The sequence below is a fragment of the Lactobacillus sp. WILCCON 0059 genome (assembly GCF_057197985.1).
Genome location: NZ_JBUBHN010000001.1, coordinates 2,141,604 through 2,167,371 on the forward strand (window position 1 = coordinate 2,141,604; position 25,768 = coordinate 2,167,371).

The following is a 25,768-nucleotide window of genomic DNA, read 5'->3' on the forward strand; positions in this document are numbered from 1 at the left end:
TTACTTACCGAATTCCTCACTAACAGCTTCCAAAGCAGCCGCGATGACCTGGTCCATGTTGTAGTACTTGTACTGGCCCAAGCGGCCGCCGAAGATAACCTTGGCATCTTCCTTGTCAGCCATTTCCTTGTACTGAGCGTACAAGTCGTTGTTTCTGTCGTTGTTGACCGGGTAGTAAGGCTCGTCACCCTTGTGCCAGTCAGCTGGGTATTCCCGGGTAATGATGGTCTTGTCCGGGTCACCCTTGCCAAATTCAAAGTGCTTGTGTTCAATCACCCGGGTGTATGGCGTTTCGGCGTCGGTGTAGTTGATCACCGCGTTGCCTTGGTAGTTGCCGATGTTCTTTTCTTCAGTTTCAAAACGGAGAGACCGGTATTCCAGTTCACCCAAGCGATAGTCAAAGAATTCATCGATCGGACCAGTGTAGACGACCTTGTCGAACTTTTGCAGGTACTCGTCCTTCTTGGCGAAAAAGTCAGTGTCCAGTTCAACATTGATCTTGTCATCCTTGAGCATATTTTCCACCAGCTTGGTGTAGCCGCCCTTAGGAATCCCCTGATAGTCGTCGTTGAAGTAGTTGTTGTCGTAAATCAAACGAACTGGCACCCGCTTGATGATGAAGGCCGGCAGTTCAGTTGCCTTTCTCCCCCACTGCTTTTCCGTGTAGCCCTTGATCAGCTTTTCGTAAATGTCCCGGCCGATCAAAGAAATAGCCTGTTCTTCCAGGTTTTGCGGCGTCTTGCCCGCCATTTCAGACCGCTGCTCGTTGATCTTGTCCATGGCTTCTTGCGGCGTCCGGACGCCCCACATTTGGGTAAAGGTGTTCATGTTGAAAGGCAGGTTGTACATCTTGCCCTTGTAGTTGGCTACCGGGCTGTTGGTGTAGCGGTTGAATTCCGCAAACTGCTGGACATATTCCCAGACTTCCTTGTTTGAAGTGTGGAAAATGTGGGCCCCGTACTGGTGAACCTGGATGCCGTCGATTTCCTTAGTGTAGATATTGCCGGCGATGTGGTCACGCTTTTCGATCACCGTAACTTCGTGGCCCCGCTTGGCTGCTTCGCGCGCGAAGACAGCACCGAAAAGACCTGCACCAACTACTAAATACTTGCTCATACTTTTGCTCCTAAACACATAGTATATTAAGATAAACTAAATAGAACTAGTTTGTCTATAACTAGATAAATTCCTAGAATGATCAGTCATTTGATAGTCACCTAATCCCATCCAAACAAGCACAAAGAGCACTAGGTATGTAAATGGAAAATATGTAGTAAATAATAAATATACAAAATAGATTCCAAAAAGAATTTTCATACTATCATGCTTCCTTTTACTTGAAATAATTCCTTTTATGCAGGGGAAAAGATACATAGTGGCTACATATAATCCGCCTTCCGCTAAAATGACCATGATAGTATTACTTAGTCCTCTATTATCAAGTCTCCATCCTTGCATATACTTCCTTATTTCTGTAGAATTTCCTAAACCAGATCCAAAAAGAATATGCTCTTTCCAAGCTTTATAGCAAACAACATAGTCGTCTTTTCTAACAGATACAGATAATGTATTTTGTGCTTTTAATTCAATTGCATGATTAACATATATTGCCAATCCCACTAAAGTGATAACGACTACTAAATATTTAATGATATCATTCTTTTTATGCTTACCAATAGAACTATATAAGTAATATGCACCCAAAAAGATATATCCTGTAAGAGAAATTGTTGATAAAATTGCTATAACCAAAATATTTTTTTGTATTTTATATAATTTGGTATTTTTTTCAATTTCTAAGAAACATAAAGCAACCGAAAAATTTAGTGATGCCATAGTCCCTTCAGTAAATATTGCTGAATTTCTAACTAATTGTGGTTCGTAATATAAGCCATAATAACTTGGAATAGATCTATAATTTCCTGTATCAGCACCCCAAGTTGACAATACATCTTTATTCGGTGCAAGTAGATGTAGCTGAGTTCCGAATACCCAAAAAAACACGGTAATCAATGCAATCAGCACCATTATATTTTTGTACTTTTTAAAAACCCCCGGAACTTTCTCATAACTGCTCAGTCCTAAAAATATCGTAAACAATACCACTAGCATCATTTCCGATATTATCATTGGCGATTGCTGCGTATACTGACTAAAAAGTAGATAAAAAATAAAATATAGAACTAGCCCAAGTGCAGTTGCGGAAATTTTTTTGGATATCTTTTTTTTCTGAATTACTAATATTATAATATCAATTAATAAAGTGATAATAGCCATTGCGATTCCGTACTTGCGCAAGTTGAGCAAGTCGACTTCAGAGTACCATTCGGAATTCGCATTATATATAAGCAAAAAAGCAATTATATACTCAGAAGCTCCTAAAATCACACTATCTATTTTGTATTTATTCATAGAACGAATTCCTTAAATATAGTATAATCAAGTTCTATATCGTTTTATCTATCAGCATTGTCTTTTTCTACAGATGCCATCCAACTGATTAAACTCATATAAGATTGCTCCATATTTTTTGTTGGGGACCAACCTAACGAACATAGTTTCTTGTTATCAAGCCACATATGTGTATCTGGCGCATATCCCATATTTTCCTTCGGGATATTAATTACTACTTTTTCTCCATTTTGACCAAATTTTTCGATTACCATTTCGGCCATTTGGCGAATCGTCATGTGGTTTTCAACATTAGAAACATTATAAGCTTGACCAGATTCACCTTCTAGCAATAACAAAATCAGTGCCTTAATTGCGTCTGCCGTATAAACATAGTTTCCCTCAGAATTACCTTCTGTATGTAAGACAATGTCTTCGCCCTTCATAACACTGCGAGCAAATTGAGCAAAAACTCTATTTTCGTTTGGCAGGACACCTGCACCAAAAGTTTGCGCCAAACGTGCAATCTTTATATTCAAACCATATTCACTGCTGAAAGAAGTACACAACAACTCACATAATCTCTTGCTTTCAGGATAGCAAGACCTAACAGAAGAAAGATCTACATATCCTAATTCTTTTTCATCAATTTTTTCTTTTTTATCTACTCGGCCATATACTTCCATCGATGAAACATAAACGATAGATTTAGTACCATGTTCTACAGCAAATCGTAATACTTCTTCAGTTCCATTTACAGCAGTTCTAATAGTTCCAACAGGATCTTCAATCATTATTTTTGATTGTGTTACAGCCGCTGCATGAATAATGTAATCTATATTTTCCTCTAACGTTAATTCGTTTTTCCCTAAATTTGCTTTGACAAACTTAAGGTGAGAATTACTCAAGTATTCGCGATAAATATTATCTGCTTTCTGTTGGTTACGTATAAGTGCGTAAATACTTAGGTTCAAATCCATTTTTTCATTGGCATACATGAAAAATTTTACTAATAGCGAGCCAATCAAACCTGTTGCACCTGTGATTAATATGCTTTTATTTTTAAAAGTATATATATCAACCTCACTATCCAAAATGGATTCAAAATCTTTTAATAGAACATTATTAATCAAAACTAGTCTTCCAATCCATAAATTTGAGCATTTTCTCTAGCATCTAATAAAGCACGCATCGTATAAAAATCATCTGGTGTGGTGATCTTGATATTTTCTTGTGGCCCTTCTACAAGAAAAAGCTTTTTTCCATAATATGTAAGCATTGAGCAACTATCAATAAAGTCTTTTTTATCTTCAGAGATTGCTTTTTCATGCGCCGCTAAAATATCTTTTAGGAAGAAGCTTTGCGGTGCTCGAGCCAGACGCGCTTGAGAACGATTCGGTACACTTTCAATAGCTTCTTTCTCATCTACAAGCAATATTGTTTCTTTCGCTTTAACGCATGTAATTGCTGATCCATTCTTTTTTACGCTATCGATATTATCTTTTATTGTTCTTTGAGTGATCAGTGGACGGACCCCATCATGTATTAAGACAATGTCTTTATCAACATTCCCAATTTCCGAAGCCGCCCTTAATCCATTATATATAGACTCTTGACCAGTCTTCCCTCCTGGAACAATGCGCTGGACTTTGTTGAGATTATATTTTTTTACTAGTTTTCCCATATAACCAATATAATTTGCCACACACGAAATGATAATAGCATCAATCTCTGGACTATCTTGAAACAATTCTAGTGTATGAACAATTATTGGCTTGTCATGCAATTTCAGAAATTGTTTAGGAACATCTTTCGAATGCATTCTTTTACCAACGCCACCAGCAAAAACTACTGCAGTTCGCATTGCTACTCTCCTTTAATCAATCCTCTGCTTTTTTAATTGCTTGAATCGTATAATATCCAGACCGAAGTTTTTTCGATAAATCAATTGCATTTTTTTTCATTTGAACATACTGTTCCTCTGAGATATTATCTAAGATCTCCTTGATATTGACAAGTGAATCCACGGCAACCCCAACGTTGTTTTTTAAGACAAAATCTGCTAAAGCTGCTCCTTTCCAAATAACAACAGGTATGCCCGATGCTAAATACAATGATGTCTTGTGTGGATTATTGATTCGTAAATACTCGCCATATGTTCCGGAGCAAGTATCTAAGGAATCACCATCCCAAATAAGACCATAGCTTCCCTTTAAAACAAATGGGAGTTCACTAGGAGGAAATGAACCATGATAATCCATATTTGGAAAATTAGCTTCATATCCGACACCGTATAAATTATACTGTGGTGTTTTGGGCCCTTTATAGAGATATCCAACTTTATGCTTAGGTAGTGCACCTGCAACAATTAACGTATCTCCATAGCTGATATTTTTAGGATACTCGTCTTTTTCAATCAAATAATCAAAAATCTCTAACGAAACCAATTTATTAGTCGAAATTCCCATATCGACCATTTTTTGTTTCATAGTTTCATTATGTACGATAGCTTTATCTACAATATCAAATACCCCACGCTCTTCGAAGAAAAGCCTTATTTTTCTCTTTAGTGTTAAAATTCTAAACATATCAAGATCATGAACAACAAAAATTATTTTGACATGTTTTCTTTTTAATTTCTTTAAAACTGCTCGTAATTTTAAAGTGTGGCTAACTAATGGAAATTGAATAACAATTTCATCATTTTCCTTAAGCTGTTCAACCGCTTGCTGCCATTTAATGCCTGCACGATAACTATTGCTAACCTTGGAAAGAAAGCCATCACTACTTTTAGGGATATCAACACTTAATCTAATAAATCCCTTGTCTAGTAAGATTTTTTCTACATCATCTCTTGCTTTTGAACCGGCTGTTCTATCAGTAAACTTCTCACTAGCTATATATTTCACTACAATCCTAACCTTCCAAATTCTGCATCACAGATAGCATTGCCACTATTCCGAAAGCAAACATGATAAATGTATAAACAACAACAAACAAATTAGAAGTTCTTGTCAAAATAGAAATCAAAAAAAGCAGACCTGCTAACCCGTTGATAGATGTTAAATTTAATCCTATCTTTTTAACAAAACCAAAATTAGCTTTATCTTTCAGACCTGTTACTTTTGATTTTCCATATACAGATTCTTTCTTTTGGGTAGCCAATCTTGGAAAGAGCATGCATAACGCCGCAAAGGATCCCATTTCAACATACTGTGCACCAGTAAATGGCAAAACTACTAATGAATTTTCACCAGCCGCTGTGATCCCTGCACCTATGAAAAATACTGCCATTGCCGCATAACCTGCAACAGCATCCCACAAATCACCAGATCTACTTACTGAATCAGTATATCTTGCAATATTTCCATCTATACCATCTGCAATATTCCAAATCCAAAAGAACAAGTATCCTAGTAATGCACCTTTCATTCCAGAAATAAATGCAAAACATGCTAGAGAAATTAAGCATGAGTAAAAAGATACAATAGTAACTTGGTTTGCTGTAGTCTTCGTCTTCAAAAATAAAATTGTTAATAAATCACAAATCGGTCTCCATATATAGAAACTGACAACATCAATTTTAACAGACTTTCTTTTATGTTCTGGTAAAGTTTTTTTATGCAACTCTTTAATAGTCATCTCATATTGTTCCATTCTATTATTAGGCCTAGCACTTTATTTCTTCATACATCTGGATTGTTTCGTTCGCAACCCGTCTAACATCATATTTTTGTTCTACAATCATCCTTCCGTTTTCTACTAAAGTACTTTTTAACTTTGAATCGTAGTATATCTGTTCAATAGCAGTTGCAACATTTACAGGGTTATTCGGTTTCACTAATAAGCCGTTGACTCCATCTTTTATTATATATGGTATCGCATCTACTTCAGTTGCTACTATCGGTATTTTGCTATACATATATTCTGGTAATACCAATCCAAAACCTTCCCAACGTGATAACAGCGTCGCAACATCGAATACATCTAAGTAACTAGTAGAATTATCGACCCACCCAGTTATTAAAAAGTCCTTTTCTAACCCCTCGGACTTAATTAACTTCTCCATCCTTGGTCTTAATTCTCCATCGCCCACTAATACAAAAAAAGCGTTTGGAATTTTCCTTTTAATTAAAGCAGCTGATTTGATAAAAATATCTGGAGACTTCTGATCCGTCAACCGACCAACTTGTCCAACAACAAAACTCGAATTAGGAATATTTAATTTCTCTCTTGTAATTTTTTCTTTATTAAATTCGCTAAAATCAATCCCGTTATTAATGACACAAAGCTTCTTTTTATTACAGATTTTATTATTCAGAGCTGAACTTTTTTCGGCCTCAGATATACAGATGATTTTTTTTGTAAAAGGTGATTGTATCCTTTCAATTATTCGATACAATTCTTTTTTCTTCTTAGATTGTCGCATGTTAAATGCCCAGCCATGGGGGTTATAGATGACTGGAACACTACTAAATAAACATGCCAATCTCGCTAACGCCCCTGCTTTACTTGAGTGAGCGTAAACAATATCTGGCTGAAATTTCTTTACAACTCTTCTTATAGAAGCAACAGCTTGAATATCTTTTTTAGGAGCAATATCATGCGCCATATTGATTTTAATTATCTTTTTCGCATATGGCTTAAAATTGTCTTCATCAAAATTCTGTGAACACAGCAAGATATTTTCAATATCTTGCTCAGTGTACTTGAACAAACCATGAAGATATCTTTCAACACCACCTGCAGCTTCAGCTATATGTAACACACAAATTGCCATACTTACTCATTCCCATCTTTAATACATTTCATTGGACGATAGATATCACCAATCGCTCTAAATATAGTCTACGATCAGAGGAAATACTACTGCAATGAATGTATTTACTATTTTTTATAAAAAGCAACTACGCTTCGGTCAGTTTCCAGCCGAAAATTTGCACATTCTAGTTTGAATACTAGCCACTGGCTATCGTAGTAATATGTTCCTTCGTTAGGCAGTGGTGAACGAGACTCAACCAACGACTTAATATATTATCTCCGTTTCTATCAGTTAACAAATCAAATGTACTTTGATTACTTGCGTTGTTATATTTCTTTTGCTGGAATGCCTACAACTCTTGTTCCTGGCTTAACATCTTTTAACACAACAGCATTGGCACCAATGACTGCACCATCTCCTACTTTGATTTCGCCGAGGAGAATCGCACCAGTACCAATAAATACATTATTGCCTATTTTTGGGGCCGTGCGTTGGGTTACCCCTCCCTTGTATGAATCCCGAATCATGACATTTGGGAATATTTGATAATTTTCACCAATTGTGGCATTGGAATTGACTACGCAACCTACCCCTCTATGCAAAAACTTGTACCCTTTCCTATTTTTGCCTTAGCAGAAATTGCATTACTCCCTATTATGTAATTAAAGAATTCGAAAAGTCTGGCAAGAATTCTTAAATGATGCTCATACAAAAAGTGAGATAATTTCCAAAAAGCAGTCATCTTACAGCTCCTTTCCTTACTCTTCATACATCCCGTTCGGATGGAAAATAACACCGATTGTCTTGAAAATGATCCACAGATCAAAGAAGACGCCACTCCGGTTGATGTACTCAATGTCGAGCTGCACCATATCCGCAAAATCAGCCGCATTCCGGCTAGTTGCTTGCCAAAGTCCACTGCATCCCGGCTTAACCAGCAATCTCTGCTTGTCATAGTCAGTATACTGTTCAACCTCATTTGGCAGCGGCGGCCGGGGCCCAACCAGTGACATATTCCCAATCAGCACATTCCAAAGCTGAGGCAATTCATCCAAGCTATGTGCTCTGATGAACTTACCAATCTTAGTGATCCGCGGGTCATCATGCATCTTAAACATGGCCCCTTCGACTTCATTTTGCTCCAACAGATCCTTCTTCAGCTTCTCAGCATTGACCACCATGGACCGAAACTTGTAAATCCGAAATGGTTTCTCATCTTTGCCAATTCGGATCTGTGAGTAAAAGACTGGTCCGCCGTCTTCGCCATGAATCTTGATCGCCAGCCACAGAAAAAGCGGCGACAACAGAATCAAAGCAACCGCAGAAGCCAGAAAGTCAAAGAGACGCTTGATCCCATGGTAGAGAGGACGGCCCTTGACTTTGGACTGCTTAACATATGCTGGACTACTGCTATATCCCATATCCATTTTTTCCTCTCCTTCATCCAAATTTCTACTTTAAAACAGTCCTAAGAATTTCTTCCGCTTCTTAGGCAATGGCTGCCAATTTAGGTAAACTGGATCGCCATTGATTACCGCTTGCGCATTGTCCAAGTACTTCTGCTTCTTTTCTTCACCAAATTCTTTCGCCAACTTGTCTAGCGCCTCACCCAATTGGTATTGCCGTCTTGGCAAGTCATGAGCATCGCTGGCAAAGAAGGCGCATTGTCCAGCCTTGATAAACTCCCGGCTGCAGTCTTCAATTTCTTTGCCAAACAAGCCGGTATATGAGCTGGCAGTGATCTGTACCAAAGCTCCCATTTCCAAGAATTCCTGCAATTTCTGCGGATTTGCCAGAATTTCTTTATTCCGTTCTGGGTGAACTATGATTGGCGTAATTCCTCTTCTGGTCAGTTCGTACACCATATTCTTGGTGTAATGTGGCACTTCATTGCTTGGCAATTCCAAGAGCATATAATGGCCATCTTCATCGCAAAAGAGGATGTCATCATTATCAAGGGCTTCAGTTAAGCCACCTGACAATCTGACCTCTTGTCCTGGAAAGACCGTCAGCGGAATACCCGCTTGGTCAATCCGGTCTTGAAACTCTTCCGTCAACTTGATCACATCTTGTTTATGGTTGGTGTAGCGGCCATTCAATGTGTGTGGAGTACACAAGGCGTGGGTTACGCCATCAGCAACCGCGGCTCTAGCGAGATTGAGCGAAACCTCCCAAGATTTCGAACCATCGTCGATTCCTGGCAAGATGTGACAGTGTAAATCAACTACCGGCATGAGCTACTTCTTTCTGCCGAAGAGGCCCTTCTTCTCCTCTTCTTCACCGTAGCCATAACCGTATCCATAACCATATCCATAGCCGGCATCCCCATCGGCATCAACATCGTTCATAACATAACCCAAGATTGGTGAGTTAGTCAGCTTAAGCAACTCAACTGCCCGCTTAACCGCTGACTTCTGTGACTTAGCCTGCCGCACAACCAAGATCGTCCCATCCAGAGAACTGGTCAGTTGCTGGGTTTCAGCCGCGTCCAAAATTGGCGCTAAGTCGATTACAACCATGTCGTATTCTTGCTTCAGGTCTTCAATCAAATCCAACATGTGCTTGGAAGACAGAAGTTCTGAAGGGTTCGGCGGGATCGGACCTGCCGTCAAAATTGACAGGTTCTCTACGCCGCTTTCCCGAATCACACTGTTTGCGTCCATTTCCTTTGCCCGGCTAGTCAACAGAGTCGTCAAGCCGTTGCTATTGGATACATTGAAAGTGGAGTGCAAGGTTGGCCGACGCAAGTCCGCGTCGATCAAGATCGTCTTCTTGCCAGCTTGTGCCATGGTAATGGCTACATTAGCGCTGACCGTTGACTTGCCGGCGCTGGCCATGGCTGAAGTAAAGGCAATCGTCTTTACTTCCTTGTCAACGTTCATGAAGTTGATGTTGGTCCGGATATTTCTGAACTGTTCAGAAATAACGCTTTGCGGGTTAGCCAGGGTAATCAGCTTGGCCCCGTTCTTCATCGTTTCGTTGTCTAAATGCTTCTTTCTACCGAATGCCATGCTAACCCTCCTAAACCCGTCTTCTTGAACTGCCGCGCTTTTCAGCCGTGTTAGCCGTAAAGGTCCAGTCCTTCGGCATCGTGATGCTTGAAATCTCACCCAAGTTAGTCAAGCCAAGTTCGTTAGTCATGAATGAATCTTCCCGAACAGTCGTGTCTGACAAGTCCTTGATGATGATGATCAACAAGCTGATTACCAAACCGGCCAAAACGCCAACCACAGTAATCATCTTTACCTTTGGGTATGACTTAGTCCCCTTAGAAGCTTCCGCAACAATAGTCACGTTGTTAACGTCCATGATCTTTGGAATTTGTTCTTTGAATTCCTTGGCAACCGCATTGGCAATTGCTTGTGCCTTGGCTGGAGTTTCAGCCGTAGCTGACAAGGTGAAGACCTGAGAAGAAGTCGTAGTGGTTACTGAAACAGCACTAGCCAATTCACTAGCTGAGACTGAGTAGCTCTTGCTTTCCCGCTTGTAAACCGCTGGCTTAGCCTTAACCGCCTTCTTAACCAGGGTTCTAGTCCCATCATCATTGGTCTTGTAGACGGCCTTCTTGGCTGGAGTAGCCTTCTTAACCAGGGTTACTGGGTTAGCCAGGTACTTGGATGCACCCTTTAAAATGACGTTACTAGTGATAATGTCCTTGTAAGTGGTAACGGCATTAACGTCAGCTTGTTGGTTGGCATAAGCTTGATTAGCATCCGTTGACTTACGATTGACCAGGAGCTGAGTGCTGGCTGTGTACTTTGGCACCAGAACATATTCTGAAACCCCATAAGCGATCAAGCCCAGGCCGATCATCCAAATCAAGATGCTGACGATGTGCTTCTTGATCAAGATGAAAAGCCTGCGCAGGTCAATGGTTACTTCTTCATTATTCTGTTGTTCAGCGCTCACTAGTTGTCCTCCTTATAAACGTTGACATTCTTAATTCCTAAAGTCTGCCGGATGTTGTTGGAAATCCGCTGTCTTTCCTTAGTCGACATGATTTCAACTTCCATGTTGCCAAATCTTTGATTGTTGACGCTGCTGCTCGTCCCTTGAGCGTAGTCTGACTTAACATTGTCAGTCGCGCCTTGGTAATTCATGGCCAACTTGATCATGTCGTTCAGACTCAAGTCAGTCTGCAGGCTGTCACCCAATGACTGCATGAATGAGCTGTTCAAGATAGTCTTATATGACACGCTCTTCTTAATTGCAGCCATCATCACCAGACGCTCACGCTCCTGGCGGCCGTAGTCCTGCCGCGGGTCACCGTGGCGGAGCTGGACAAAGGCTAGGGCCTTCTTGCCGGAAATGTGGTATGCTTGCCCTTTCTTAAAGGAGTAGCCCATATTGTCAAAGGTCAATGGAGAGATGACATCCACCCCACCCATCTTAGTGATGATCCTCATGGTGCTTTCCCAGTTGACCAGCACATAACCATCAATTGGCACGCTGTAGTACTTGTCCAAAGTCTTGATCGTCTCGCTGACCCCGCCCAAAGAGTAGGCGCTGTTCAGCTTGATCGGTGAAACCTCCGGGTAGTCCGGCAGGTTGACCTTGGAGTCCCGGGCAATCGTGGTTACCCGCGTCTGTTTCTTGCTTGGGTTGACCGTAATAAACATCATCAGGTCAGTCAAACCGTGATATTTCTTCACGCTCCGGCCTTCAGCCCCGGTGTCAGTCCCCAAAATCAAGAGGTTGACTGGCTTCTTGGCATCCAAGATCTTGTCTAAGCTAGACCGGTTCTTGTTTGACTTGGTGTTCTTCGAGACCGGCGTGTACATCGTCGTCGCTGCATCCCTAGCATTCTTATAAGCATAACCAGCTACTAATAATATTGCAAGTAGCAGCACTCCAACAATCCCCGCGATCCAGCGGCCGATATGGCGCTTGCGGCGGCGGTGATGGTGATGATGGTGGTGATGATGATGAACATGCTGTTGATCAGGTTCCGTCATAATACTCTTTTCTTACTCTCCTTACATTCCATACCCATTTTTTATCTCTATCTTTTCAAGAAATTAATTATTCTTGTAGGATAAGCTTCGCTACTAAGCCAAGCACAATCCATGATATTGTCCTATTATACATCACATCTCATTCACAAAAAAGGTCTAAACCGTTTCCAATCTATTTCCATGAATCAAATTTTCTTAACATTTATCTTGTTGATCAGTCTCTGCCTAAATTTAGGCAAATTCAGCGATTTTTCTCGTCAGCTTCTTTACAATAGATAGTAAATAGATGGACAAATTCTAAGTCTTGCAATATAGAAAGGAAGCTATAGATGATCGACAATCAAAATCATACAGTCAAGGCCTATTTGGCCGGAGTCAACCTTGACGATCCCAACTTTGACTACTCCATGACCGAACTGGCCAATTTAGCAGAGGCCAATAATTTCACCGTCGTTGGCTCTAGCCAGCAGAAGGCGGAAAACATCGTCGCCTCCAGCTACCTGGGCAAGGGCAAGGTGACGGAAATCAAAGACCTGGCCCAGGGACTCGGGGCCTCCGTCCTCATCGTCAACGATGAACTTACCCCAGTCCAAATCCGCAACCTGGAGCACATGACCAAACTCCGCGTCATCGACCGGACCGAACTAATCTTGGAAATTTTCTCTTCCCGGGCCCGGACCAAGCAGGCCAAACTGCAGGTCCAATTGGTGCGCCTGCAGTATGAACTGCCCCGCCTCCACCCTTCTGAAAACAGCCTTGACCAGCAGCGCGGCAGCGGCGGTTCCACCGGCGGGGGCTTCGCCAACCGCGGGGCCGGGGAATCCAAACTGGAAATGAACCGGAGAACCATCGGCAAGCAGATCTCCGCTATCAAGCATGAATTAAAGGAAATCTCGGGCCAGGAAGAGATCAAGGCCGCCCGCCGCAACCAAAGCCACCTGCCTAAGGTTGCCCTGGTCGGCTACACCAACGCCGGCAAGTCCACCACCATGAATGGCCTGCTCAAGGCCTTCGGGGCTGGCAATGAAGACAAGCAGGTCATGGCCAAGGACATGCTCTTTGCAACCTTGGACACGTCGGTGCGCCGGATCGACCTGGACGGCTTCTCCTTTATCTTGTCCGACACAGTCGGCTTTGTCTCCAAGCTCCCCCACAAGCTGGTCGACTCCTTCAAAGCGACCCTGCAGGAAGCCAAGGACGCTGACCTCTTGATCAATGTCGTTGACGCCGCTGACCCGAACATGAACCAGATGATCAAGACTACCCTGGAAGTCTTAGACGAAATCGGGGTCAAGGACCTGCCAATGATCACCGCCTACAACAAGGCTGACCTGACTGACCGGAACTACCCGCAGATTGAAGGAAATGACCTTCTCTACAGCGCGGTTGACCCAGCTTCAATCCAGGCCCTGGCCAAGCTGATCACGACCCGCCTTTTCAGCAATTACCAGATCACTGACCTCCGCCTGCCGCTGACAGCCGGCAAGGACCTGGCCTACCTGCACCAGTACTCCCGGGTATTAAAGGAAGACTACCAAGCTGACGGAATCGAAGTTTCTGCCCGCCTGTCACCCCAAGACCGGGCTCGTTTTTCCGCTTACCAAATTTAGACCACGTAAAAAGCCAGACTCTATCTCTAGAGCCTGGCTTTCCTATTACTATAGGACTCTTCTTGCCCGACTAGGCCAGAAGTAGGTGGACAGGCTCGCTTGTACGACCCCTTGCTGGTCTCCAGCAGCGGTAACATACTTCCCGTCCCCCACGTAAATAGCTACATTATATGGCTTGCTCTTGGAACCCCAAAAGAGCAGGTCCCCTTCCGCAAAGCCAGAACTTGGATCTACCGCGATCCCCTTCTTGACCTGGCTCTTAGTGCTAGAACCTGTGTTGACGCCAGCTGCCTGCTTGTAGACGTAAGCAACCAAACTGGCATTGTCAAAGGCATTCGGGCCCTTGGAACCCTTGACATAAGCCTTGCCAACCTGCTGCTTGGCTAAGGTTACGACCGCCTTAGCCCGGGCCTTAGACCCCATCGGGGCAGACCAAGAAGCTGCCAGACTGGCAGCACTGCGGGCCTTCTTGACCGTCTTTTTCTTGGTTTTGGCCTTGGTCTTCTTGACCTTCTTTGCCTTCACGGCCTTCTTGGCAGACTTGACCTGGTTAAAGTACTTGGCCATGACCCATTCCTTCTTGCCAATCCGGTACCACAGATTGCCCATGGAGTCAGTTGCCGTCTGGTAGACAAAGTGGCTGCTGCCCTTCTTTAAATGAGTCGCAACATGCCGTCCCTTCTGGTAGTTGGTCCAGACGGTGACGTATTGCTTACTGATAACTTTGATCCGCTTGCTGGCGGCCTGGGCCGGCTGCTTGACCGGCTTGACCCCTGTCGCTGAGATCCCTAAGAAAGTCAGCGCTGCAGCAGAAAATTTGATCATATTAGACTTCTTCATGCTCATTTCCTCCCTTACACCGCTAACTCTATTTTAACACGGAAACTAGAGAATCCGCCGGGCCGTTGATGGCCAGAAGTAACTGCTGATGGTTGCCAAGATGACCCCTTGCTGCTCATCAGCGGCGGAAACATATTGACCATTGCCCACGTAAATTGCAACGTGATATGGCGCTGCCACATCCCCCCAGAAGAGGAGGTCGCCTGGCTGCAGGCTGGCCGTTGACACCGGCACAGCCACGCCTTCATTAACCTGGGTATAGGTAGTCCGGGAAACGGTCTGCCCGATCGCGGTCTTGTAGACCCATTGGACTAAGCCGGAGCAGTCAAAGCTGGTCGGGCCAGTCGCACCCCAGACATAAGCCTTGCCGACTTGCGCCTTGGCTAAGGCTACCACGGCATTTTGCCGCCAAGATGAACCAACGGGTGCTTGAGAAGAAGCAGCTTGCGTCAATTGATTGGTGTTTAAGACCGGGTTGGAAGGAGTCTTGGATGCAGTCTGCTTGGTCGTCGTCAAGACAACCGTGTACTTGCTGGCAATCCACTTTTTATTTCCAACCTTCAGCCAGACCTTGTGCTTCTTGTCAGTAGCTGAGGCCTTGACCTGCTTGACCGTACCCTTCTTAAGGTACTTGTGGGTCTTCTTGCCCTTCTTGTAGTTGGTCCAAACCGGAGCCTTCTTGACTACCTGGACCTTGGAAAGGTGACCCTTAACTTGCGCGTTAGCTGGCTGGCCGCCTAGGCCCAGTCCCCCGAAAAAGAGCGCCGCCGCGCCCATGAATTTAATCCATCTTGCATTACCCATATTTTTTCCTCCAGCGGAAGCAAAATTTATACCTAATATTAATAATAAGCGCTTGCCCCCCTGGCCCGCAAGCCCCCTGATGATTACAAAATGATTACAAAAACGGGGAAGGCGCTGTCACCCTCCCCGCTGGAAATATGCAAGTGTTGAATAATCGCTGTAGCTTGTCCTAGTGGAACAAAAAAACCGTCGTAATGACGGCTAAATGAAATTGAAATAATATTTTACTTGGCCGTCACCGGCTCAATTCTGAGTGTTACCGCACAAAATCATTCTACGCAGTTTGGAAGAAAATAGCAAGCAAAGTTGCTAGTTAATACTAGCCTTTTGCCAAACACACGTGCTATAATATTCCCGATTGAGCATAACGGTGGCGGCCTCTACGGAGGGAGTGATGCCCTTGATCTTTTCATCGGCTCCTTCCTATCATTACGGAAAGGAGCCACCGGTAATGGTTTATGCGATCGAAATCGTAAACGAGCTTACCGTGTTTCTGTTAGGCCTTGGCTGTCTATTTGAAGCCGGTGCTTTTGCGTCAGCGAAAGCTTGCAAGTTTATTGATAGCCTACGAGGACTGCGTGGAAAGTTTCACCGGAAGAAGCGCCGGAAGAACAAGAAGCGTAAGAATCAAAAAAGCCGTCGTAACGACGACTAATTTCTTAATTTAACTAAATTGAAAATTGGCCGTCACCGGCTCGATCAATGAAAGGATGGGTGTTCCCGCACTCGTCCTTTTTCTATTGCCTATTTTACGCAGTTTAGCGGAAAAATGCAAGCAAAGTTGCCGGCAAACAAAAAAACGTCGTAACGACGGCTAATTCAAACGTGTAAACTTTTAAATTGGCCGTCACCGGCTCAATCAACGAAAGGATGGGTGTTCCCGCACTCGTCCTTTTTCTATTGCCTATTTTACGCAGTTTAGTGGAAAAATGCAAGCAAAGTTGCTGGCAATCAAAAAAGCCGTCGTATCGACGACTAATCAAAAGATTTAAATAATTTTAAAATTGGCCGTCACCGGCTCAAGTTCATTCTACTTAGACTGAAGGAAAATAGCAAGATAAGAACACGGCTTAAATTACTCTCCGCGCGCTGGATGGGTAGAAAGCACTGGAGCGGTTCGTGCTTACCTTGGACTTGATCACCCCAACCGTCGGGCTGGAGGCGTGGACGAACTTGCCCCCGCCCACGTAAATCCCGACGTGGCTTGGAGCTGACTTGGAACCAAAGAAGAGCAAGTCACCCTTAGCCAACTTCTTGGTTGATACCGCCTTGCCGTAGTAGAGCTGGCTGACTGAGTAGTGCGGCAATGACAAGCCAGTTGCCTTCTTGTACACGTACATAGTCAAGCCTGAGCAGTCAAAACTGTAAGGGCCAGTTGCCCCCCAGACGTAAGCCTTGCCGACTTGCGCGTTTGCCAATGCAACTACCTTCTTTTGCTTAGCCGTCTTAGCCGCGGCTGCCTTGATTGAAGCGTACTTGCTAGTAGACACCGTGTTGGTGCCCAGAATCCACTTGTTGCTCTTGATCCGGTACCAGGTCCGCCCCTTGTACTGGGCTTGACCCGTGGCCGTAAACTTGTAGCCGGACTTAACCTGGCCAACATTCTTCTTGCCGGTCCCGTAAGTATTCCAAGTGTTGACCTTGTTGCCCTTATTGTAAGCAACCATGGTCTTCTTCACGATCGTAATATTGCTGTCCTGGCTGTCACTTGCCGCGTAAGCCGGCTGCGCCCCGCCCAGCCAAGCTGCCAATAACAAAAGCACTAAACTGAATTTCCGTTTCATCTTTCTTTTTCCGCTCCTAAATTGAATTCGCTTTTTCTAGTTTAAGCAAGTTGTGTTACAGAAAGGTTACAGAAAAAATACAGTTGTTTTTTAATCGCCAGGCAAAAGAAAAAGGACGCCAGCTGGCGTCCCATATAAAGGATATTTCTCAATTAAATCAAGCGCTTGGCAGTTGATGGCCAGAAGTAGTAGCTCAGGCTCTGCTTGATCACGCCCTGGCTTGGAGTAGCCGCGTGAACAAACTTGCCGCCGCCCACGTAAATCCCGACGTGGTATGGGGAAGACTTGGAACCCCAGAAAAGCAGGTCCCCCTTCTTCAAAGTTGCAGTAGAAACAGCAACCGTCTTGCCTTGGTGCACTTGGGTGTAAGTGGTCCGGGTAATGTACTTGCCCAGAGCGTGGCTGTAAACATAGCTGGTCAAGCCGGAGCAGTCAAAGCTGTAAGGACCAGTTGCGCCCCAAACGTAAGGCTTGCCCACTTGCGCCTTGGCCAAGGCAACAACCTTGTTTTCCTTAGCCTTCTTGCTCTTGGACAACTTCTTAGCCGCCGCAGCCTTCTTAGCTGCCTTGGCAGCGGCCTTCTTGGCAGCAGCTGCCTTCTTTGCCCAGGCTTCAGGACTCAAAGTGTAAGAAGCCAGAACCCATTCGTTGTCAGCGATCTTGTACCAGGTTTGCTTCTTGTACTTGACTTCGCCGATTACCGTCAAAGTGGTCCCGTGCTTGAAGCTGATGCCAGTATCATTGGCCGCGCCGGTCTTGACCTTGTAATTCTTCCAGGCCTTAACGCTGTAGCCGGCCACGTAGTTGATCACGACTTGCTTGTTGACAGCCTTAACAGTGGCTGCCTGGGCTGCCGGAGCTTGGGCAGTAGCTGCTACAGGAGCAACCAGGGCCAGGGCCATTAAAACTTTGACTAATAAACTCTTGAACTTCAAAACTTTGATATCCTTTTCTATTCCGATTTTTTACGCAAGTTCTATAATAGGTTACCAATGTTACAGGAATGTTACAAAAAGAATACTAGACTGTTAAAATTAAGTCCAATTTAAAAAGGCCAGCGATTTTTGCCTCGCCGACCTTCTTTTTTATCGTTGTTATCGTAATTTTAGCAGGTAATGGTAATTTAGATGACCCGCTTGGCCGTTGATGGCCAGAAGTAGGAGCTCAGGTACTGCTTGCGGACCCCTTGGCTTGGAGTAGCCGCGTGCACGTACTGGCCGCCGCCCACGTAAATCCCAACGTGGTATGGAGATGACTTGGAGCCCCAGAAGAGCAGGTCGCCCTTCTTCAGCTTGGCAGTTGAAACCTTGATGGTCTTGCCCTTCTTTACCTGGGTGTAGGTGGTCCGGCTGATGGACTTCTTGATCGCCTTCTTGAAAACGTACTGGGTCAAGCCTGAGCAGTCAAAGCTGTAAGGGCCGGTAGCGCCGTATACGTAGCGCTTGCCAACTTGCTTCTTGGCCAAGGAGACGACCTTGTTCCGCTTGGTCGTCACACTGGCTGCCTGGGCTTGGTGGCTGTTTGCTTGGATTGCGACAGGAACAACCAGGGCCAGGGCTAAGGTTAATTTTGCTAAGATCTGCTTAAACTGCTTCATTACGTTGTAACTCTCTTTCTCTTTTCTCGATGCTTATATCATAGCCGATGAGTGTTACAGGAAATTTACAGACCGTTTGCAGTTTCTTTAATAAGCCTTTGCAGTTTTTTAACATCCGGCAATTTTTCCGTAAAAAAAGGCCCTGGCCAAGAGCCAGAACCTTAATTTATTAAGCCCGCAGCTTCTCAGAAGCAGCTGAGGAGCTTTCAGGCGCGGCCACGACTTCATTGCGGGCATCAACTGCCCCCTCAGTGGCCATGTTGTGGAAATTGTTAAAGGACAAGGAGATCATGTCTTCCAGGGCTGGTTCAGTAAAGGAGCCCATGTGCGGAGTCAAAAGCACCCGCGGGTAAAGGTCCATCAAGGACTGAACTTCTGAGTCCGGCACGTCGCTTTCAGAGGCGAAGTTGTGGCCCATGATCTTCTTTTCATTGGAAACCACGTCAGCGCCGTAGCCAGACAGGTGGTTGCTGGAGACAGCAGCGGCAATAGCGGCTTCATCAGCCAGTTCGCCCCGGGCCGTGTTGACCAAAACCGCCCCTTCCTTCATCTTAGCGACGAATTCGGCGTTCATCAGCTTGTCGTTCTTGCCTGGGAAGTATGGCACGTGAACAGAAACGATGTCACAAGTTGCCAGCAGTTCGTCTTCTGTGACAAAAGTGCAATACTGCTTAGCAAAGTCGGATGGGAATGGGTCATAGGCATAAACTTCAGCGCCCAGAGCCTGCCACATCTTGCCTTCTACCGCCCCGATCTTGCCGGCCCCGTAGATGCCAACCTTCAAACGGTTGAATTCCGTAGCGAAGTAGTCCGGGTGCATCCCAAAGTCCTGTTCATGGACATGATGGGCAGCTTCACCAACGTGTCTTGACAGGGTCAAGCCCAGGGTAAAGGCCAGGTTGGCTACCGCATATGGGGAATAGTTTGGCACACGGGCAACGGAGATCCCCAGGTCTTTAGCAGCTTCCAAATCAAAGTGGTCCACGCCGACTGACCGGGTGAAGACCCAGGAGATCCCGTAGTCCTTGAACTGCTGCAGGTTGGTCCGGTCACAGAGGCAGTTGCCCCGGACCAGAACAGCGTCGCAGTCAGCAGCTTGCGTGACATTTTCCCGGTTCAAGTATTCAGGAATGAGCTTCAAGTCGTAGTCGTACTTGTTCAGTTTTTCAAAATAACTTCTTTCAAGCGGCCTAACGCCGTAACATGCAATTCTCATCTTGAATACCTTCTTTTCTAGGACTTCACTTTACTTGTTTCAATAATTGCCCCTATTTTATTTAATTCATTTCTCATTTACAAGCCCTTAGCTTAACTTCTTAACTATTTAATTTTCTCCCGCCTCCTTAAGGCAGGTAAGGGCTGACAGACTTTGCTTTCCGTAAATTCTTCCCTTAAAAGTCCAACTTTTCTTTTTAATCTAGCAGAAAAAAGGCAAAGAAAAACGCCCCTGAGGCGGGTGCCTCAAGGACGCTGATTTGATCATTTTGAAGTTTGCTAATTAGATGATCCGCTTGGCAGTTGATGGCCAGAAGTAGGAGCTCAGGTATTGCTTACGCACGCCCTGGCTTGGAGTAGCGGCGTGAACGTATTGGCCGTTGCCGATGTAAATCCCTACGTGGTATGGGGAGCTCTTGGAACCCCAGAAGAGCAGGTCGCCCTTTTGCAGGCTGGCAGTTGAAACGGCAACCGTCTTGCCTTGGCGAACCTGGGTGTAGGTGGTCCGGGTGATGTACTTGCCGATAGCATGGCTGTAAACGTAACTAGTCAAGCCGGAGCAGTCAAAGGAGTTAGGACCGGTTGCCCCGTAAACGTAGCTCTTGCCGACTTCCTTCTTGGCCAGGGATACGACCTTGTTGCGCTTGGTGGTCTTAGAAGCAGCTTGCACGGTGCTGTTTTGAGTATTTACAGTGTTGACTACAGCGAAACCGGCGAAGGCCAGGGATACGGCTGCTAAAACTTTGGCTAATGACTTCTTGAACTTCAAAATGATTTACTTCCTTTTCTTAACTTGATGTTTAACATCTTACAGGAGAAATATTTCAATTCTGTTTCAAAAAGGTCACGCCTTTTTTACAGTTTATGAGAAAAAGCTTAATCTTGTAACTTTTTGACCAAGGAAGCCAAGCTGGCATAGGTCGCTTCCAGGTCGTCGTTGACCAGGACATGGGCGCGATTTTCCAGGTCTGCCGGCAGTTCGTTAAGTTCGCTGCCGGCCAGCCGCTTCTTGATCTGGTCACTTGAATCGCCTCTGTCAGCCATTCTTTTAGCCAAAGTATCCAGGCTGCAGGTCACATAAAGGAAGTAAACCTGGTCACCTAAGGCCTTTATGTAGGACCTGGCCCCCTCGATGTCCACGATCAAGCTGACCAGGTCGCTTTTTGCCCAGGCTCTTTCCAGCCCTTCTTTACTGGACCCGTACTGGTAGTCCCCGTATTTGACATGTTCAAAAAAGTGCAGCTTGGCAAAAGAGGCATCGTCTTCAAAGTAGTAAGCTGACTCGCTTTCCCCAGGCCGCCTTGGCCGGGTGGTGTGGGTAATCACCCGGGGGATCTGGTAGCGGTCAGCCAGGTATTCAGATATGGTTGTCTTGCCAGCCCCGCTGGGACCGGCGATCAAGATAATTTTTTTAACCAAAAAGAGAGTCTCCTAACTTGAATTTTTTCGCTCTATACTATATCATAGCCTAGTTGAAATTTTAACCGTTTGAGAATTAAGGAGATTGCCATGAAGAAAGCCGATGTTGAATTAGGTGCCGTCGTTAACGCCAAGTCAGAAGAAGAACTGAAGAAGCAGTTCCAAGGCACGGTGGAAAAGATCTATGAAAACTCCGCCCTCCTGGCCATCACTTCCTTTGACGACGTTGACGCTACTGCCGTCAGCGACCTCAACTACAAGCTGGTCGTCAACTTCAAGAACATGAAGCCGGCCCGGTCAGCCAAGAAGGCCAAGGCCCTCTCCACCAACAACATTACCATCGAAAAGGTGGCCCCGACCATGAAGGCTGACGACAAGGATAAGGACAAAAAGGAAAAGAAGGCTCCGGCCAAGAAGAGCAAGTAAGAGAACTCCGCGGTTATCCCGCGGAGTTTTTTGTTAAGATAGTAGAGAAAGCGAGTTGACAACATGAAAGAAAAAACTAAAAGCCTGCTCTACTGGTTCATCCTCCTCCAGCCCTTCCTGGATTTGGACTTCTTCTACCGGGGGAAATTGGCCACCATCCTGCCCTTCACTATCCCGACCATCATCCGGATCGCCGGAGTAGTCGTCCTGGTTGGCCTCCTTGTCTGGGGGCAAAAGAAATTGCCCCCGGCCTGGCTCTGGGCCTACCTGGCTATTTTAGTCCTCTACGGGATCTTCCACCTCTGGCACATGCAGAACTTTAAGAGCCTCAGCCCGAACGACTATGGCTACTCGAATTTCGGGGAGATTTTTTACCTCTTCAGAATGCTCCTGCCCCTGGCCTTGATCTGGGTGACTAAAAACTTGGAAATCAGCCAGGACTTCTTGTTAAAAGCCTTCGCCTGGGTCAGCGGCCTCTTCACCGGCACCATCGTCTTGAGCAACCTCTTCGTGGTCTCTTTGAAGTCCTACGAAACCGGGGTGATCTCCGGCAACATCTTCACCTGGTTCATGGGGCCGCTTTACGGCTACTCCCACAGCGCCTCCAAGGGTTTCTTCTACTTTACCAATACCTTGAGCGCCATCCTCTTGATGCTGGCCCCGGTCGTCTTCTACCTGCTGCTTGAGCGCTTCTCCTGGAAAACCGCCCTTTTGGCCCTCAGCCAGACTTTGGCCATGCTGGAAGTCGGCACCAAGGTAGCTCTCTACGGCTTAGCCGGGACCCTGGCCGTCAGCTTGATCGCCTGGCTGGTCCATCTGCTTTTCTTAAAAAACGTCAAGTTTTCAAAAGGCGGCCTGGTCACCCTCTTGGCCTTAGCCGGGATCACCGGGGTCTGCTGGCAGGTCTCCCCGGCTGTCCAGCGCTACAAGTACGAGATCTACTGGGCAAACAGCCACGACTCCAAGATCGACAAGGAAAACGCGATCTTAAAGGCGGGCCTGGCCAAGTACAAGAATGACCCGGACAAGCTGAAGGAGTTTGAGCAGGACTTTTTGGCCAAATATTACCAGAAGTACGCCTTAAACAAACGCTTCATCACTAAGTCCTACCCATATAAGTACGACCCGCAGTTCTGGATCGACTTGCTTAAAGAGCCGGCCAGCGTCCGTTTAGCCAACCGCAAGGTCGAAGAAGCCATGCTTAAGCAGGTGGTCAAGTACGACAACGATCCTTTGGACAAGTGGCTGGGGATCGGTTATATGCGGCAGACCAACATCTTCAACCTGGAGCGGGACTTTACGGCCCAGTACTACTCCTTGGGGATCATTGGCGCCTTCCTTTACCTAATCGCCTATCCTGCCATCATTCTTTACGGGGCTTTTGCGTGGCTGAAGGAAAAAGCCTGCCGGACCTTCTATTTAACCAGCCTCTTGCTCGCCAGCGCGCTACTGCTGGGGGCCAGCTACATGTCCGGCAATGTCCTGGACTTCCCGACCTCTAACCTGCTGCTCGCCTTCCTCGACGGCGGTCTTCTGGCTTACATCAAAGAAGAAAAAGGCCGAAGCACAGGACTCCGGATAGTCAGATTTAAGAAAAAGTAATAGCAAACCAAAATAAAAAATCGTCTTCTAACTTAGAAGGCGATTTTTGCTTTGTTTTCAATTCTTACTTGCTTTCCTTGTCAATAAAGGAACTGTCCGGGACCCGGATCAGGTAGAAGCGCTTGGCTTGGCGGCCAGCGTGCAGGCCGATCCCGTTAACCGCGGTATTCTTGTACTTGGCCGTATAGATGGCCACGTAAGCCTGCTGGTAGCGGGAATCTTCCTTTTTCAGCTCTTTACGGCTGAAAGGCAGAGCCGCCGCCGTTACATTGATCGGGTCCTTGCTATAAGATACCGTCGCCAGGTGGCTGGGCACGGTGTACTTTTTACCCTTAACGTAAAAAATGTACTGCTGGTTCAAATCCCGGTTCTTAGTGGACTTGACCTTGACATAGTAGCTCTGGCTGGCGCTAGGCTGCAGGACCAGGGGCTGGTAGGTCACGGATGAAGTAATCCGGGAAGTATCCGTCAAGTTCGGGTCGTCAAAAAGGCTGATGGCCAAGAGCCAGCCGGCCAAAAGGCAGAAGCTGACGACTTCCAGCAGACTGATCAGGGAGTTGCCCCATTCAAACTTGTGCTGGCGCTGGATAATCATCTTCAGCCGCCGGCGCCGGATATTTTGCACGATAAAGACCAGGTAAACGATGGCTCCCACCCAGAGGGCCACCCCCAGTACGTTCCAGCTCCACATAATTATGCCTCTTCCTTAGTCTCGGCCTTGGCTTCTTTGGCCGCTTCCTTGGCGGCTGCTTCGCCTTCCTTGACCTGCTTGATCTTCTCGCTCATGGCGTCAGCCAGGCGGTCAGCTGCCCCTTCAACGTCAGCCACTAATTCGTCGCCATCCATGAAGAGGTCGATTCTGAAGTGGGAAGCGTTCAGGTATTCACTGGCCGTTTCAAAGTAAACCTTGACTGGCTGGGCTTCTTCTTCGTCAAAGAAGTTGATCAGCTTCTTGTAGTTGGCCAAAGGCAGGTTGATGATGTTGGTTTCCAGGGCAAAAGTGATTGGGTTCTTCCCTTCCAAAACCAGCTGAACCTGCATCAAGCGGTCCTTCTTCAAGGCCGTGGCCACTTCCTGGACCATGGTCAAGGCGTGTTCTCTGAGCTTCTTTTTGCTCCGGGAGACTTCGGAATACTTGATGGTCTCCATGTCAGACAGGTAGGTCTGTTCTTCGATTGCTTTAGTTAAGTCTTTCAGGTTGATCTGCATTTTTTCTCTCACCGTCCATTTATGTCTGTATCTACATTAACTAAAAAAGTCCCCGGGTGCAAGCGAAAAAAAGAGCCGGCCAGGGGGCCGGTTCTCATTAGGATTAATAGGAAATGTAGGTTGTCACCAGCACTCGACTGATTTATAACCTCCGGGGCGGCGAAAACATGGGGAAAACACCGCCGCTCCGGGAAATAGAGCCTGCCGCGCGGCAAGTTCTCTATTACTCTGCTATTTTACCATATCCACCCTCAAGAAGCTCTAATCACATGCGATCTCAGTGAAAAAAACTTCGGCTATAGCTGAATTATTAGCCAGCTATTCTGGCCAGAAGAGATCGTTCAAGGTTTTGCCAAGAGCCTGGCAGATAGCTATGCAAAGGTTGACGGTCGGATTGTAGTTGCCTTTCTCAATAGCACTTATGGTCTGCCGGGAGACCCCGACGATATCGGCAAGTTGCTGCTGGGAGAGGTCTTTTTCTGCCCGGGCCGCTTTAAGGCGCAGATTTTTCACGGCTAATCCTCCTCCCGGCGGTCGATCACGGCCTTGATCAAGAGACTGCCCACGATTGCCAGGTAGGCAGCTAAGATCATCGGACCAACTGCCGCGTCAGTTGCCGCCCCATTCTTAAAGTAGACGATTCTGCCGCTCATCAGATCGTCAATCTGGATCATGAGCTGGGAAAGGAAGATAAGGGTCCAGGCAACCGCCAGGCTCAAGCGGCCCTTAACTGGGAAGGCATCCTGGAAGATGCAGTAGCAAGTCAGAACCGTGCCGCCCAGCATGATGGTCGCCAGGCTGGATGCAAAAGGCGTGGCCAGGGGCCGGTCAAAATTGATGCAGGCCAGGCTGTAAAGGATGTTGGCGACGAGCACTGTCCAGAAGGCGTATTTGTAGCCCCGCCCCCGGAGCAGAAGCTGGCGTTCGTCCAGCCGCTGGCGATTCTGCTGGTCTTTAATGGCAAAGTAGACAGCTAAACAGATAGTCAAAGCACAGATTAAGAAGAGTGTCATGATTTTTCCTTTCATAAGTCCCGATGTCAAATATACTTTACATTGAGTATCAACTATCTTAGCTAAAATGTCAACTATATTTGACATTATTTTTTGAACAAAGTGGAGAAAAGTGTTACACTTAAGTCGTCAGCAAATGAT

Annotated in this window: 29 protein-coding genes; 4 read left to right on the forward strand and 25 right to left on the reverse strand. The window is 45.8% G+C overall.

Annotation, left to right across the window (positions count from 1 at the left end):
- From glf to ACYVUT_RS10095, 13 genes are all read right to left on the reverse strand, one after another.
- A complete protein-coding gene (gene glf / locus ACYVUT_RS10035; RefSeq protein WP_484501987.1) occupies positions 1-1,116 on the reverse strand; it encodes a UDP-galactopyranose mutase in 1,116 nt (371 codons plus the stop codon).
- A gap of 36 nt (positions 1,117-1,152) precedes the next feature.
- On the reverse strand, positions 1,153-2,412 hold the full coding sequence (locus tag ACYVUT_RS10040; protein ID WP_484501988.1) for a hypothetical protein: 1,260 nt from the start codon (positions 2,410-2,412) through the stop codon (positions 1,153-1,155).
- A gap of 44 nt (positions 2,413-2,456) precedes the next feature.
- Complete coding sequence (locus tag ACYVUT_RS10045; RefSeq protein ID WP_484501989.1) at positions 2,457-3,524, reverse strand: NAD-dependent epimerase/dehydratase family protein; 1,068 nt, start codon at positions 3,522-3,524, stop codon at positions 2,457-2,459.
- 2 nt (positions 3,525-3,526) lie between these two features.
- Complete coding sequence (locus tag ACYVUT_RS10050) at positions 3,527-4,255, reverse strand: IspD/TarI family cytidylyltransferase (RefSeq protein WP_484501990.1); 729 nt, start codon at positions 4,253-4,255, stop codon at positions 3,527-3,529.
- Positions 4,256-4,271: 16 nt separating this feature from the next.
- Entirely contained in the window at positions 4,272-5,300 is a 1,029-nt protein-coding gene (locus ACYVUT_RS10055; protein ID WP_484501991.1) for a glycosyltransferase, read from the reverse strand.
- Between the two features lie 7 nt (positions 5,301-5,307).
- The gene (locus ACYVUT_RS10060; protein WP_484501992.1) at positions 5,308-6,033 is read right to left on the reverse strand and encodes a CDP-alcohol phosphatidyltransferase family protein; all 726 of its coding nucleotides are present in this window, start codon (positions 6,031-6,033) and stop codon (positions 5,308-5,310) included.
- Between the two features lie 28 nt (positions 6,034-6,061).
- Entirely contained in the window at positions 6,062-7,171 is a 1,110-nt protein-coding gene (locus tag ACYVUT_RS10065) for a glycosyltransferase family 4 protein (RefSeq protein ID WP_484501993.1), read from the reverse strand.
- Between the two features lie 308 nt (positions 7,172-7,479).
- On the reverse strand, positions 7,480-7,755 hold the full coding sequence (locus tag ACYVUT_RS10070; RefSeq protein WP_484501994.1) for a serine O-acetyltransferase: 276 nt from the start codon (positions 7,753-7,755) through the stop codon (positions 7,480-7,482).
- A gap of 156 nt (positions 7,756-7,911) precedes the next feature.
- Positions 7,912-8,580 carry a sugar transferase gene (locus ACYVUT_RS10075; protein WP_484501995.1) on the reverse strand — a complete coding sequence of 223 codons (669 nt, stop codon included), beginning with the start codon at positions 8,578-8,580 and terminating at the stop codon, positions 7,912-7,914.
- Between the two features lie 30 nt (positions 8,581-8,610).
- Positions 8,611-9,387, reverse strand: coding sequence for a tyrosine-protein phosphatase (locus ACYVUT_RS10080; protein ID WP_484498884.1), 777 nt, complete (start codon positions 9,385-9,387; stop codon positions 8,611-8,613).
- 3 nt (positions 9,388-9,390) lie between these two features.
- Complete coding sequence (locus ACYVUT_RS10085; RefSeq protein WP_484500784.1) at positions 9,391-10,164, reverse strand: CpsD/CapB family tyrosine-protein kinase; 774 nt, start codon at positions 10,162-10,164, stop codon at positions 9,391-9,393.
- 10 nt (positions 10,165-10,174) lie between these two features.
- Positions 10,175-11,062, reverse strand: coding sequence for a YveK family protein (locus ACYVUT_RS10090; protein ID WP_484500785.1), 888 nt, complete (start codon positions 11,060-11,062; stop codon positions 10,175-10,177).
- Positions 11,062-12,108, reverse strand: coding sequence for an LCP family protein (locus tag ACYVUT_RS10095; protein ID WP_484500786.1), 1,047 nt, complete (start codon positions 12,106-12,108; stop codon positions 11,062-11,064). Before ACYVUT_RS10095 ends, ACYVUT_RS10090 begins: the two co-directional genes overlap by 1 nt.
- A gap of 329 nt (positions 12,109-12,437) precedes the next feature.
- Here ACYVUT_RS10095 and hflX point away from each other — a divergent pair, with 329 nt between their 5' ends.
- Complete coding sequence (gene hflX / locus ACYVUT_RS10100; protein WP_484501996.1) at positions 12,438-13,718, forward strand: GTPase HflX; 1,281 nt, start codon at positions 12,438-12,440, stop codon at positions 13,716-13,718.
- 48 nt (positions 13,719-13,766) lie between these two features.
- Here hflX and ACYVUT_RS10105 read toward each other — a convergent pair whose 3' ends face one another.
- Both ACYVUT_RS10105 and ACYVUT_RS10110 read right to left on the reverse strand, forming a co-directional pair.
- Positions 13,767-14,558 (reverse strand): C40 family peptidase, encoded by a 792-nt coding sequence (locus ACYVUT_RS10105; RefSeq protein WP_484500788.1) that lies wholly within the window; start codon positions 14,556-14,558, stop codon positions 13,767-13,769.
- Positions 14,559-14,603: 45 nt separating this feature from the next.
- Positions 14,604-15,362, reverse strand: coding sequence for a C40 family peptidase (locus ACYVUT_RS10110; RefSeq protein ID WP_439774949.1), 759 nt, complete (start codon positions 15,360-15,362; stop codon positions 14,604-14,606).
- Between the two features lie 451 nt (positions 15,363-15,813).
- Between ACYVUT_RS10110 and ACYVUT_RS10115 the strand changes: the two genes are divergently transcribed.
- Positions 15,814-16,017 (forward strand): hypothetical protein, encoded by a 204-nt coding sequence (locus tag ACYVUT_RS10115; protein ID WP_439774948.1) that lies wholly within the window; start codon positions 15,814-15,816, stop codon positions 16,015-16,017.
- A 415-nt stretch (positions 16,018-16,432) separates the two neighbouring features.
- Here ACYVUT_RS10115 and ACYVUT_RS10120 read toward each other — a convergent pair whose 3' ends face one another.
- From ACYVUT_RS10120 to ACYVUT_RS10145, 6 genes are all read right to left on the reverse strand, one after another.
- Positions 16,433-17,146: a C40 family peptidase gene (locus tag ACYVUT_RS10120; protein ID WP_439774947.1), complete on the reverse strand. Its 714-nt coding sequence runs from the start codon at positions 17,144-17,146 to the stop codon at positions 16,433-16,435.
- 152 nt (positions 17,147-17,298) lie between these two features.
- Entirely contained in the window at positions 17,299-18,081 is a 783-nt protein-coding gene (locus ACYVUT_RS10125) for a C40 family peptidase (RefSeq protein WP_484501997.1), read from the reverse strand.
- A gap of 188 nt (positions 18,082-18,269) precedes the next feature.
- Positions 18,270-18,743, reverse strand: coding sequence for a C40 family peptidase (locus ACYVUT_RS10130; RefSeq protein WP_484500792.1), 474 nt, complete (start codon positions 18,741-18,743; stop codon positions 18,270-18,272).
- A gap of 169 nt (positions 18,744-18,912) precedes the next feature.
- The gene (locus ACYVUT_RS10135; RefSeq protein WP_484500793.1) at positions 18,913-19,959 is read right to left on the reverse strand and encodes a 2-hydroxyacid dehydrogenase; all 1,047 of its coding nucleotides are present in this window, start codon (positions 19,957-19,959) and stop codon (positions 18,913-18,915) included.
- A 282-nt stretch (positions 19,960-20,241) separates the two neighbouring features.
- Positions 20,242-20,727, reverse strand: coding sequence for a C40 family peptidase (locus ACYVUT_RS10140; protein WP_439774943.1), 486 nt, complete (start codon positions 20,725-20,727; stop codon positions 20,242-20,244).
- 107 nt (positions 20,728-20,834) lie between these two features.
- Positions 20,835-21,377 carry a guanylate kinase gene (locus ACYVUT_RS10145; RefSeq protein WP_484501998.1) on the reverse strand — a complete coding sequence of 181 codons (543 nt, stop codon included), beginning with the start codon at positions 21,375-21,377 and terminating at the stop codon, positions 20,835-20,837.
- Positions 21,378-21,467: 90 nt separating this feature from the next.
- On the opposite strand from ACYVUT_RS10145, the gene ACYVUT_RS10150 reads away from it, so the two are divergent.
- Together ACYVUT_RS10150 and ACYVUT_RS10155 are read left to right on the forward strand one after the other, a co-directional pair.
- A complete protein-coding gene (locus ACYVUT_RS10150) occupies positions 21,468-21,803 on the forward strand; it encodes a hypothetical protein (RefSeq protein WP_439774941.1) in 336 nt (111 codons plus the stop codon).
- A gap of 63 nt (positions 21,804-21,866) precedes the next feature.
- Positions 21,867-23,405: an O-antigen ligase family protein gene (locus ACYVUT_RS10155; protein ID WP_484501999.1), complete on the forward strand. Its 1,539-nt coding sequence runs from the start codon at positions 21,867-21,869 to the stop codon at positions 23,403-23,405.
- Between the two features lie 64 nt (positions 23,406-23,469).
- Here ACYVUT_RS10155 and ACYVUT_RS10160 read toward each other — a convergent pair whose 3' ends face one another.
- The 4 genes from ACYVUT_RS10160 to ACYVUT_RS10175 all read right to left on the reverse strand — a co-directional run bounded on the left by ACYVUT_RS10160 (position 23,470) and on the right by ACYVUT_RS10175 (position 25,627).
- Complete coding sequence (locus ACYVUT_RS10160) at positions 23,470-24,096, reverse strand: LVIS_2131 family protein (protein ID WP_484500796.1); 627 nt, start codon at positions 24,094-24,096, stop codon at positions 23,470-23,472.
- A gap of 2 nt (positions 24,097-24,098) precedes the next feature.
- Positions 24,099-24,614 carry a hypothetical protein gene (locus ACYVUT_RS10165; protein ID WP_484500797.1) on the reverse strand — a complete coding sequence of 172 codons (516 nt, stop codon included), beginning with the start codon at positions 24,612-24,614 and terminating at the stop codon, positions 24,099-24,101.
- A gap of 318 nt (positions 24,615-24,932) precedes the next feature.
- Positions 24,933-25,127, reverse strand: coding sequence for a helix-turn-helix transcriptional regulator (locus ACYVUT_RS10170; protein ID WP_439774937.1), 195 nt, complete (start codon positions 25,125-25,127; stop codon positions 24,933-24,935).
- Positions 25,128-25,129: 2 nt separating this feature from the next.
- Positions 25,130-25,627 carry a hypothetical protein gene (locus ACYVUT_RS10175; RefSeq protein ID WP_439774936.1) on the reverse strand — a complete coding sequence of 166 codons (498 nt, stop codon included), beginning with the start codon at positions 25,625-25,627 and terminating at the stop codon, positions 25,130-25,132.
- Between the last annotated feature and the right edge of the window lie 141 nt (positions 25,628-25,768).

Bases quoted from the DNA above. Each gene is read 5' to 3' on its own strand.
- ACYVUT_RS10175 (WP_439774936.1), bottom strand. From the start codon at position 25,627: ATGACACTCTTCTTAATCTGTGCTTTGACTATCTGTTTAGCTGTCTAC.
- ACYVUT_RS10155 (WP_484501999.1), top strand. From the start codon at position 21,867: ATGAAAGAAAAAACTAAAAGCCTGCTCTACTGGTTCATCCTCCTCCAG.
- hflX (WP_484501996.1), top strand. From the start codon at position 12,438: ATGATCGACAATCAAAATCATACAGTCAAGGCCTATTTGGCCGGAGTC.
- ACYVUT_RS10110 (WP_439774949.1), bottom strand. From the start codon at position 15,362: ATGGGTAATGCAAGATGGATTAAATTCATGGGCGCGGCGGCGCTCTTT.
- ACYVUT_RS10095 (WP_484500786.1), bottom strand. From the start codon at position 12,108: ATGACGGAACCTGATCAACAGCATGTTCATCATCATCACCACCATCAT.
- ACYVUT_RS10040 (WP_484501988.1), bottom strand. From the start codon at position 2,412: ATGAATAAATACAAAATAGATAGTGTGATTTTAGGAGCTTCTGAGTAT.
- ACYVUT_RS10060 (WP_484501992.1), bottom strand. From the start codon at position 6,033: ATGACTATTAAAGAGTTGCATAAAAAAACTTTACCAGAACATAAAAGA.
- ACYVUT_RS10085 (WP_484500784.1), bottom strand. From the start codon at position 10,164: ATGGCATTCGGTAGAAAGAAGCATTTAGACAACGAAACGATGAAGAAC.
- glf (WP_484501987.1), bottom strand. From the start codon at position 1,116: ATGAGCAAGTATTTAGTAGTTGGTGCAGGTCTTTTCGGTGCTGTCTTC.
- ACYVUT_RS10120 (WP_439774947.1), bottom strand. From the start codon at position 17,146: ATGAAACGGAAATTCAGTTTAGTGCTTTTGTTATTGGCAGCTTGGCTG.
- ACYVUT_RS10050 (WP_484501990.1), bottom strand. From the start codon at position 4,255: ATGCGAACTGCAGTAGTTTTTGCTGGTGGCGTTGGTAAAAGAATGCAT.
- ACYVUT_RS10130 (WP_484500792.1), bottom strand. From the start codon at position 18,743: ATGAAGCAGTTTAAGCAGATCTTAGCAAAATTAACCTTAGCCCTGGCC.
- ACYVUT_RS10080 (WP_484498884.1), bottom strand. From the start codon at position 9,387: ATGCCGGTAGTTGATTTACACTGTCACATCTTGCCAGGAATCGACGAT.
- ACYVUT_RS10165 (WP_484500797.1), bottom strand. From the start codon at position 24,614: ATGCAGATCAACCTGAAAGACTTAACTAAAGCAATCGAAGAACAGACC.
- ACYVUT_RS10115 (WP_439774948.1), top strand. From the start codon at position 15,814: ATGGTTTATGCGATCGAAATCGTAAACGAGCTTACCGTGTTTCTGTTA.
- ACYVUT_RS10135 (WP_484500793.1), bottom strand. From the start codon at position 19,959: ATGAGAATTGCATGTTACGGCGTTAGGCCGCTTGAAAGAAGTTATTTT.
- ACYVUT_RS10075 (WP_484501995.1), bottom strand. From the start codon at position 8,580: ATGGATATGGGATATAGCAGTAGTCCAGCATATGTTAAGCAGTCCAAA.
- ACYVUT_RS10150 (WP_439774941.1), top strand. From the start codon at position 21,468: ATGAAGAAAGCCGATGTTGAATTAGGTGCCGTCGTTAACGCCAAGTCA.
- ACYVUT_RS10065 (WP_484501993.1), bottom strand. From the start codon at position 7,171: ATGGCAATTTGTGTGTTACATATAGCTGAAGCTGCAGGTGGTGTTGAA.
- ACYVUT_RS10105 (WP_484500788.1), bottom strand. From the start codon at position 14,558: ATGAAGAAGTCTAATATGATCAAATTTTCTGCTGCAGCGCTGACTTTC.
- ACYVUT_RS10160 (WP_484500796.1), bottom strand. From the start codon at position 24,096: ATGTGGAGCTGGAACGTACTGGGGGTGGCCCTCTGGGTGGGAGCCATC.